Here is a 9,725-nt window from a genome sequence, read left to right as displayed (position 1 = left end):
GGCACGGCCGTGCCGGCGCCGGGCGAGGCCGCCCCCGCCGACGTCCGGCCCACGCCGCAGCTCTTCACCGAAGCCCGGCCTCAGCACGGCTTCAGCGCCCGCGCGCCGCCGCGATCCGACCTCCCGTCCTGAACCTCTCTTTCAACGAAGGTCGCGCGGGCCTGTCCGGCGCGGCCGCACGGGATTCGGATCATGGCCGACATCGCGATGCCGACCGCCGCCGCCGAGGCGGCGCGCCGGTCCACGAGCCTGTACCGCGCCGTCTGGCGCTGGCATTTCTACGCCGGGCTGCTGACGCTGCCCTTCCTGGTCCTGCTGGCGGTGACCGGCGGGCTGTACCTGTTCCGCGACGAGATCGAGGGCCTGGTCTATCGCGACCTCAAGCGGGTCGAGGCCCAGGCGGTGGCGCGGGTCGCGCCCAGCGCCCAGGTCGCCGCCGCCCTCGGCGCCTATCCCGGCGAGGTCTTCAAATACCTGCCGCCGGCCGATGCCGGCGCCTCGGCCGAGATCGGGGTGAAGACGGCGGATGGCCGCAGGCTCTCCGTCTTCGTCGACCCCCATGACGGGCGGGTGCTGGGCGAGATCCCGGATCGGGGCTCGGTGATGTGGGTGGTGCGCCAGCTGCACAGCCTGGCCTATCTCGGCCCCTGGGGGCAGGGCGCGATCGAGATCGCCGGCGGCTGGATGATCCTGCTGGTCGCCACCGGCGTGGTCCTGTGGTGGCCGCGCGGCCGGCAGGGCGGGGCGCTGTCGGTGCGCGGCTCGCCGAAACGGCGGATGTTCTGGCGCGACCTGCACGCCGTCACCGGCCTGTTCGTCGGCGGCGTCATCGTGTTCCTGGCGGTCACCGGCATGCCCTGGTCGGTGCTGTGGGGCGACACCGTCAACCGCTGGGCCAATGGCAGCAATTTCGGCTATCCCGCCGGGGTGCGGGTGGCCGTGCCGATGTCGGACGAGCACCTGGCCCACACCCAGCCGACCGCCTGGTCGCTGGAGCAGGCGCGGATGCCGGAATCGGCGATGGCCGGCGGCGGCGGGCCGATCGGGCTGGACGCCGCGGTGGCGATCTTCGACCGGCTCGGCCTGGCCCCCGGCTATGCCGTCAACCCGCCGGCGGGGCCGGCCGGGGTCTACACCGCCTCGGTCTACCCGGACGACCTGTCGCGGCAGCGCGTGGTCCATCTCGACCAGTATTCCGGCACGCCGCTGATCGACATGAGCTATGCCGATTACGGCCCGCTGGGCCGGGCGATGGAATGGGGCATCAACACCCATATGGGCCAGCAATTCGGCCTGGCGAACCAGCTGCTGCTGCTGGCCGCCTGCCTCGCCATGATCGGACTCGCGGTCTCCGCCGTGGTGATGTGGTGGAAGCGGCGGCCGTCCGGCGCGCTCGGCGCGCCGCCGATGCCGGCCGACCCGCGGGCGCTGCGCGGCGTCACCGCGATCCTGGCCGTCGGCGGCGTGCTGTACCCGCTGGTCGGCGCCTCGATGGTCGCGGTCGCGCTGCTGGACTGGGCCGTGACCCGGCGGCGGCCCGTGCGGGTGCGGACGGCCTGAAGCGACAGCGCCTATCCCTCACCGTCATTGCGAGGAGGCGCAGCCGACGAAGCAATCCAGGGGCCGGTTCGCACCAGCCCCTGGATTGCTTCGCTGCGCTCGCAATGACGGTTCTGGGAATTCGGAAAGGTGGGCGGCTGCCCTCAGACCTCCAAGGGCTCCGGCGGGAACCGCCAGGCGGGGTCCCTGATCTTCATCCGGACCACGTGCCGCAGCTCCTCCCGCACGCCCCGGGTGGCGGCGAAGGGGATGTCGAAGTTCAGGCTGTGATAGACCAGGGACAGGATGCCGTCCCGGTCGTCATCGGCGATGTCGCCGTCGATCAGCCGCACGACCCAGTGATGCAGGATGCTGTGGTCGCCGCCATCGGCGTCGGCCTGCAGCACGGCGCGGCCGCACTCGACCCACTCCTTCCGCAGGGCCGCCAGCTCGTCCCGGTCGGAGGGCGCCATCGGCGTCAGGCGCCCGCCACCGGCAGCGGCAGCTTGTGCTTCTTCAGGATCGCGGCCTGGCGCTTGGCCAGCGTGTCCTGGTCGAAATCGGCGATCAGCTCGTTGAACAGGGTGTGCCAGTTCACCTTGGCCTTGAGGTGGATGAACACCGAGCCGAGGCCGAGCGCCGCCCGGTCCATGAACACGAATTCGCGCGGCACCTCGATGCCGCCGACGCGGCGCAGCTCCTTGTGCACCTGCTCGGCGGTCTCGCGGCCATAGACGCCGTTCTTGGCCTCGCCGATCAGCCGCACCTTGTTCTCCAGGATCGGCCCGTACAGGAAGCCGGCCCAGACGTTCAGCACGTCGGCCAGCTCGTTGGTCATGTTCTTGAAGCCCCAGGTCTTGTAGGCCGCCACCGCGCGGTCCCGGTCATTGGTCTCCAGCGCCCGGTACAGCTCGATCACCCCGCCGACGAAGCTGGGCGGGAACACCCGGATGCAGCCGAAATCCATCAGGTTGATCGAATCGTCGTCCCGCACCGAGTAGTTGCCGAGATGCGGGTCGCCATGGATCACGCCGTAATAGTAGAGCGGCACGTACCAGGCCCGGAACATGTTCAGCGCCAGCTGGGCCCGCTGCTCCTCGCTGCCCTGGACGAAGGTCAGGATCTTCTTGCCGTCCTGCCAGGTGGTGGTCAGCAGGCGCCGGGTCGACAGCTCCGGCACCACCTCCGGCACATGGACGTTCGGCTCCTTCGCCAGCATCTCGGCGTAGAGCTGCGAGTGCCGGGCCTCCAGCGAATAGTCCAGCTCCTCGCGCAGCCGCTCCGAGATCTCGGCGTGGATCTGCTTGGTCGACACCGTCTTGTCGTAGCGCTCGAAGATGCCGAGGATCAGGCGCAGCTGCTTCAGATCGGCCTCGACCGCCGACTGCATGTCCGGGTACTGCAGCTTGCAAGCCAGGCGGCGGCCGTCCAGCCCGACCGCCCGGTGCACCTGGCCCAGCGAGGCCGCGGCCGCCGCCTCGTGCTCGAAGCTCTGGAACCGCGACTGCCAGGCCTGGCCCAGCTCGCTCGCCATGCGCCGCTTGACGAAGGGCCAGCCCATCGACGGGGCGTCGGCCTGCAGCTGCTGCAGCTCCTGCGCGTATTCCTTCGGCACCGCCTCGGGGATGGTGGCCAGCATCTGCGCCACCTTCATCAGCGGGCCCTTCAGCCCGCCCAAGGCCGCCCGCAGCTCGTTGGCGTGGGCCTCGCGGTCGACCTTGAGACCGAGATAGCGCTCGCCCGCCACCCGGGCGGCGAGGCCGCCCATGGCGCCGGAGACTCGGGCGTAGCGGCGCAGGCGTCCGCCGAAACTGTTCTCTTCGTCGGCCATGATCCAACCGGGGTCGCGCGGCCGGGCCCGGCCGCCCGACCTATCTAGGCGGTGTACGGGGTTCCGTCACCCCCGCCGGTGTCGCATCTGCCCGCATAAACGGCGGCAGCCAAGCACTCGCCGTCATGGCGAGCCCCGCAGGGGCGTGGCCATCCAGCGGCACCGGCTTCTGGATGGCCACGTCGCTTCGCTCCTCGCCATGACGGTGAAAGACGGGCCTCGAAGCATGATGGACACCCCTTATGGCGCTGAGCCGGGTTCGTTTCTGTCGCGATTTCGGGACAACCGGACATCTCGGATCAAGGACAGCAATACTGTCGGGTTTCCGTTGCTTTCTCTCGCAGAGAGCCCGGGTGCGATTGTCGGCGGCATGAAACAAGATTACCTATTTAGGGACGGCCGCGGCGACAGATCGGCGGCCCTTCGGGAGGCATCGATGACGGCGACGGCCCTTGCTTCCGTGAGCCTCGAGGACAAGTACACCCTCGATTCCGGCCGCATCTATCTCACCGGCATCCAGGCGCTGGTGCGCCTGCCGCTGATGCAGCGGCGGCGCGACGAGGCCGCCGGGCTGAACACCGCCTGCTTCATCTCCGGCTATCGCGGCTCGCCGCTCGGCGGCTACGACCAGGCGCTGTGGGCGGCGCGCAAGTTCCTGCAGAAGCAGCAGATCGAGTTCCAGCCGGGGCTGAACGAGGACCTGGGCGCCACCGCCGTCTGGGGCAGCCAGCAGGTCGGGATGTGGCCCGGCGCCAAGCATGATGGCGTGTTCGGCATCTGGTACGGCAAGGGCCCCGGCGTCGACCGCTCGGGCGACGTGCTGAAGCACGCCAACTTCGCCGGCACCTCGAAATTCGGCGGTGTCCTGGCCCTGGCCGGCGACGACCACGCCTGCAAATCCTCGACCGTGCCGCACCAGTCCGAGCACGCCTTCATCGCCCATATGATGCCGGTCCTGAACCCGGCGAATGTCCAGGAGATCCTGGATTACGGCCTCTATGGCTGGGCGATGAGCCGCTATTCCGGCCTGTGGGTCGGCTTCAAGACCATCGCCGAGAATGTCGACAGCTCGGCCTCCGTCTACGTCGACCCGAACCGGGTCGGCATCGTGCTGCCGGACGATTTCGCCATGCCGCCCGGCGGGCTGAACATCCGCTGGCCCGACCCGCCGCTGGTGCAGGAAGAGCGGCTGATGCGCGACAAGCTCTACGCCGCGCTCGCCTTCGCCCGCGCCAACAGGCTCGACCACCTGGTCTATGACAGCGGCCGCCACCGCTTCGGCATCGTCACCACCGGCAAATCCTATCTCGACGTCCGCCAGGCGCTGGACGATCTCGGCATCGACCGCGAGCTGGCGGCGCAGCTCGGCATCTGCATCTACAAGGTCGGCATGCCCTGGCCGCTGGAGCCGACCGGCGTGCGCGCCTTCGCCGAGGGCCTCGACGAGCTGATCGTGGTCGAGGAGAAGCGGGCGCTGATCGAGAATCAGCTGAAGGAGCAGCTGTACAACTGGCAGGCCGACAAGCGGCCGGTGATCGTCGGCAAGTTCGACGAGAAGCGCGACTGGATCCTGCCCTCGACCGGGGAGCTGACGCCCGCCCAGATCGCCGTCGCCATCGGCCGCCGCCTGCTGAAGTACCTGGACCACCCGGGCCTGGCCGAGCGGGTGCGCTACCTGGAGGAGCGCGAGGGCCAGAAGAAGATCGTCAAGGCCGCGGTCGACCGCATCCCCTATTTCTGCTCCGGCTGCCCGCACAACACCTCGACCCGCGTGCCCGAGGGCAGCCGGGCGATGGCCGGCATCGGCTGCCACTACATGGCGACCTGGATGCCGGACCGGAAGGCCGAGACCTTCAGCCAGATGGGCGGCGAGGGCGCGGCCTGGATCGGCCAGGCGCCGTTCACCGACACCAGGCACGTCTTCGTCAATCTCGGCGACGGCACCTATTTCCATTCCGGCAGCCTGGCGATCCGCGCGGCGCTCGCCGCCGGGGTCAACGCCACCTACAAGATCCTCTATAACGACGCCGTGGCGATGACCGGCGGCCAGCCGGTGGACGGCACCATCACCGTGCCGATGATCGCGGCCCAGCTGAAGGCCGAGGGCGTCGAGACCATGGTCGTGGTCACCGACCGGCCGGAGATCTATGGCGAGCCGGGGACGCAGAGCAAGCTGCTGCCCGCCGGCGTGCCGGTCGAGCATCGCGACGCGCTCGACCACGTCCAGCAGCGGCTGCGCGAGACGCCCGGCGTCTCGGTGATGATCTACGACCAGACCTGCGCCGCCGAGAAGCGCCGCCGCCGCAAGCGCGGCCTGATGGAGGATCCGGCCCGCCGGGTGGTGATCAACGAGGCGGTGTGCGAGGGCTGCGGCGACTGCTCGAAGGTCTCGAACTGCCTGTCGGTGGTGCCGGTGGAGACCGAGTTCGGCCGCAAGCGCGCCATCGACCAGTCCAGCTGCAACAAGGACTTCTCCTGCGTCAACGGCTTCTGCCCGTCCTTCGTCTCGGTGCTGGGCGGCAAGCTGCGCAAGCCGAAGCCGGCGGCTGCCAAAACGACTGAGGGGGGCGCGACGGATCTGTTCCCGGTGCTGCCGGAGCCCGAGCTGCCGTCGCTGGACCAGCCCTACGGCATCATGATCACCGGCATCGGCGGCACCGGCGTCGTCACCATCGGCGCGCTGCTGGGCATGGCCTCGCATCTCGAGGGCAAGGGCGTGTCGGTGCTCGACCAGGCCGGGCTGGCGCAGAAGGGCGGCGCCGTGGTCAGCCATGTCCGCATCGCCCGCACGCCGGAGGCGATCCACGCCGTGCGCATCGCCGCGGGCGGGGCGAAGCTGATGCTGGGCTGCGACCTGGTGGTCGCGGCCGGGGGCGAGGCGCAGTCGAAGATCCATCCGGGCCTGACCCGGCAGGTGGTGAACAGCCACGAGACCATCACCGGCGCCTTCACCCGCAACCCGGATTTCGTCGTCCCCGGCACGTCGATGCTGGCGGCGGTGGCGAAGAACGGCGGCAACCCGGATCTGCTCGACACCGTCGACGCCACCCGCCTGGCCACCGCGCTCCTGGGCGACAGCATCGCCACCAACCTGTTCATGCTCGGCTTCGCCTGGCAGAAGGGGCTGGTGCCGGTGTCGCATGAGGCGCTGGAGAAGGCGATCGAGCTGAACGCCACCGCGGTCGCCATGAACAAGGCTGCCTTCCTGTGGGGCCGCCGCGCCGCCCACGACCTCGCCCGGGTCGAGCGGCTGGCCGCGCCGCCGCAGGAGGAGGGGCACCGTCTGTCGCGCACGCTGGACGAGACGATCGCCCGCCGGGTCGAGCAGCTGACCGCCTACCAGGACGCCGCCTATGCCGCGCGCTTCACGGCGCTGGTGGAGGCGGTGCGGACGGCGGAAGCGAAGCTGGGCCGGCAGGATCTGACCGAGGCGGTGGCCCGCAACTACTACAAGCTGCTGGCCTACAAGGACGAGTACGAGGTCGCCCGGCTCTACACCGACGGCAGCTTCCTGAAGCAGATCGAGGCGCAGTTCGAGGGCGACTACAAGCTGCAGTTCCACCTGGCGCCGCCGACCTTCTCCGAGAAGGACCCGGACACCGGGCACCTGAAGAAGCGCGCCTTCGGGCCGTGGATGCTGCGGGCCTTCGGCCTGTTGGCGCGGATGAAGCGGCTGCGCGGCACCGCCTTCGACCCGTTCGGCCGCACCGCCGAGCGCAAGGCCGAACGGCAGCTGATCACGGATTACGAGGCGGTGGTGCCGGAGCTGCTGGCCCGGCTGGGGCCGGACACCCATGCCGTCTGCGTCGCCCTGGCGCGGGTGCCGGAGCAGATCCGCGGCTACGGCCACATCAAGGACGAGAACCGGGACAAGGCCAAGGCGCGCGAGGCCGAGCTGCTGGCCACCCTGCGCACCCCGGCCGCGCCGAAGCTGGCGGCGGAGTAGGGGCGGGCGAGGCGCATTCGGCAGATCGGGTCGTCCGATCGTGGCAGGGCCGTAGGGTGTGACCTCTCCCGCTTGCGGGACTTTTTCGGAATTTCCCCGGATCGTCCGGGACACTCACGGCGAAAGCAAAAACAAGTCCCCCCTCCCCTTGCGGGAGGGGGGTAGGGGGAGGGGGTTAGTGCCGCCAGAACCGGCCTGAAGTCAAACGACCCGGCCTCGTAGCTGGGCCAGTGCCTTGCGCATTCACGCGCGGGCGCGCGTAGACCCCTCCCCCTGCCCCCCTCCCGCAAGGGGAGGGGGGACTATAATAAAGTCGGGTCTCGGCTATTCTGAATAAAGTCCCGCTTGCGGGAGAGGCCACGCGAAGACGCTCTCCCTCCTGTCAGACTCCGACGTGACCGAATCTCAGTTCATCCCGCTTTAGCCGTCGCGCCTCATTGGAACGCGTCCATGGAGGTTGTCGCGCGGCAAACGGTCGGACGCGCGAAAGGAACGGATTGAGGCCCGCAGTTCGGCCTCCTCGCGCTTCAACAATTCCCTATTGCCTTCGTCCCCGGCAAGCTCGTTCAGGAACTGCCTGACCAGGGTGGAAACAGATGTGTGCCGGTCGGCGGCCTTCATGCGGGCGCGCCGATAGATGGTGTCGTCCACGGAAACCGTGATGGTCTTCATCAGAATACAGTGGCGACATTCGGCGCGGCAAATCAACCGGAGCCGAGGTGCGGCGATCCCTCAATCGGATGGCAGCAGCGGCCCGCCATATTGCAGCAGCAGGCGGACCAGCTCCGCCTGCCGGCCGGTGCCGGTCTTGTCGAAGATCCGGGCCAGATGCGTGCGCGCCGTGGTCCTGGCGATCGACAGCCGCTCCGCCGCCGGGTCCAGCCCCTCGCCGCGGCCGATCTCCACGGCCAGCGCCGCCTCGGCCGCGGTCAGGCCGAACATCTGCCGCAGCAGGGCCGGGGCGAGGGGGATGGCGGCGTCCGGATCGGTGATGAAGATCGCCGCCCCCGCCGCCACGCCGGCATGGGCCCGGGAACGGGGAACCGGGATCACGGTCAGCAGCAGCGGTCGCGCTCCGGAAGGCCGCGAGACCCGGATGCGGGCCCCGGCCGCGGCGGCACGCCCGGCGCTGTCGATGCCGCCCGCGGGCAGGCCGGCCGCCACGGCGGCGGCGATCGCCCGCTGCAGCCGCCGGGTCTCGTCGGCCAGGGCCGCGGTGATCCCGGCCCGCCCCACCGCCAGGCCGTCCGCGCGGGCGACCAGGGCCTCGGCCCGACGGTTGAAATACAGCGGCCGCCCGGCGGCATCGACCAGGATGACGCCGAGATCGATCCGGTCCAGCACGGTCTCGATGGCAGCCGCATGCTGGTCGGTCCAGCCGGCCTGCCGGCGCAGGTCGAGCGCCCGCTGCAGATGCGGCAGGATCAGCTGCAGCGCCGCGATGTCGTCATCGGCGAAATTCTCGACGCCATGGGCGCGCCCGAGGGCGAAGAGGCAGCGCTGCGCTGGCGTCTGCTCCAGCAGGCCCACCGCGGCGTAGAAATTGCCGATCGGCCGGATCACCTCGTTGTAGTAGAGCGATCGGCCGAAGTCCCGGTCCGTCTGGATGGCCGAGCTCCGCGTCATCAGCCCCACCGGCAGGCCGCCGACCCAGGGCGGCAGCACGCCGGCCTCGGCCGTGGTGGTGACGAGATCGAGATGCGCCGGATCCCATGTCCGGTCCGTCAGCAGCTGCGCCTGCGCGCGCGTTCGGTCCTCGATCAGGACGCCCGAACAGCGGCCCCCGACGATCGCGGCGACCGCATCCAGCGCTGTGGCCCAGCCCTCCGGCGCCATGGCCGAATCGTAGATCTGCTGCACCGCCCCGAGAATTGCGTCCGCCCGGTCCATTCCCACCTCGTCGGAGGCGCCCCCGTTCGGCGGGCGGTCCCGAAATCCACCAGATCCGGCATCCGTCGAGGGCGTCAGTCCGGCGGCGCCGGCAGGCTGCATTGCGCCAGCAGGCGCACCAGCTCCGCCTGCCGCCCCGTGCCGGTCTTCTCGAAGATGCGGGCCAGATGGGTGCGGGCGGTGTTGCCCGAGATCGCCAGCCGGTCGGCCGCGGCCTGGATACCGTCGCCGCGGCCGATCTCGACGGCCAGGCCGGCCTCCGCCGCCGTCAGCCCGAACAGCTCCTGCAGCAGGGCCGGGGCCGGCGTCGGATTCTGCCCCGGATCGACGATGAAGATCGCCGCCTGGGCCCGCGGCCGGCGGTCGCCGATCCCGGCCTGGCGGATCGGGATCACGGTCAGCAGCAGCGGGCGCGCGCCGGACGGSCCCGTCACCGTGCTGGTGATTCCGACCGACGAGGAGCAGGTCGTGGCCGACGAGGCGCTGCGGGTGCGGGCGGCGGAGAGCTGACTGGACAGG

7 protein-coding genes are annotated in these 9,725 nt (G+C 70.2%); 2 read left to right on the top strand and 5 right to left on the bottom strand.

Annotated elements, in window-relative coordinates; all coding sequences use genetic code 11:
• The first annotated feature begins 192 nt into the window (after positions 1-192).
• The gene (locus BWR60_RS34450; protein WP_088157600.1) at positions 193-1,560 is read left to right on the top strand and encodes a PepSY-associated TM helix domain-containing protein; all 1,368 of its coding nucleotides are present in this window, start codon (positions 193-195) and stop codon (positions 1,558-1,560) included.
• 143 nt (positions 1,561-1,703) lie between these two features.
• On the opposite strand, the gene BWR60_RS34445 is transcribed toward BWR60_RS34450, so the two are convergent.
• Positions 1,704-2,012: a hypothetical protein gene (locus BWR60_RS34445; RefSeq protein ID WP_088157598.1), complete on the bottom strand. Its 309-nt coding sequence runs from the start codon at positions 2,010-2,012 to the stop codon at positions 1,704-1,706.
• Positions 2,013-2,017: 5 nt separating this feature from the next.
• A complete protein-coding gene (locus tag BWR60_RS34440) occupies positions 2,018-3,370 on the bottom strand; it encodes an ABC1 kinase family protein (RefSeq protein WP_088157596.1) in 1,353 nt (450 codons plus the stop codon).
• Between the two features lie 436 nt (positions 3,371-3,806).
• On the opposite strand from BWR60_RS34440, the gene BWR60_RS34435 reads away from it, so the two are divergent.
• Positions 3,807-7,316: an indolepyruvate ferredoxin oxidoreductase family protein gene (locus BWR60_RS34435; protein ID WP_088157594.1), complete on the top strand. Its 3,510-nt coding sequence runs from the start codon at positions 3,807-3,809 to the stop codon at positions 7,314-7,316.
• Positions 7,317-7,736: 420 nt separating this feature from the next.
• Here BWR60_RS34435 and BWR60_RS34430 read toward each other — a convergent pair whose 3' ends face one another.
• The 3 genes from BWR60_RS34430 to BWR60_RS37455 all read right to left on the bottom strand — a co-directional run.
• A complete protein-coding gene (locus tag BWR60_RS34430; protein WP_088157592.1) occupies positions 7,737-7,988 on the bottom strand; it encodes a hypothetical protein in 252 nt (83 codons plus the stop codon).
• Positions 7,989-8,048: 60 nt separating this feature from the next.
• On the bottom strand, positions 8,049-9,206 hold the full coding sequence (locus BWR60_RS34425) for a helix-turn-helix transcriptional regulator (protein ID WP_088157590.1): 1,158 nt from the start codon (positions 9,204-9,206) through the stop codon (positions 8,049-8,051).
• A 74-nt stretch (positions 9,207-9,280) separates the two neighbouring features.
• The coding region (locus BWR60_RS37455; protein ID WP_179222069.1) for a helix-turn-helix transcriptional regulator at positions 9,281-9,725 on the bottom strand (445 nt) is incomplete at its 5' end.

The organism is Inquilinus limosus (assembly GCF_002195995.1).
GTDB classification, from domain to species: domain Bacteria; phylum Pseudomonadota; class Alphaproteobacteria; order DSM-16000; family Inquilinaceae; genus Inquilinus; species Inquilinus limosus_C.
The sequence above is the reverse complement of the archived record's forward strand: the minus strand, read 5'-3'. Positions and strand labels throughout refer to the sequence as shown.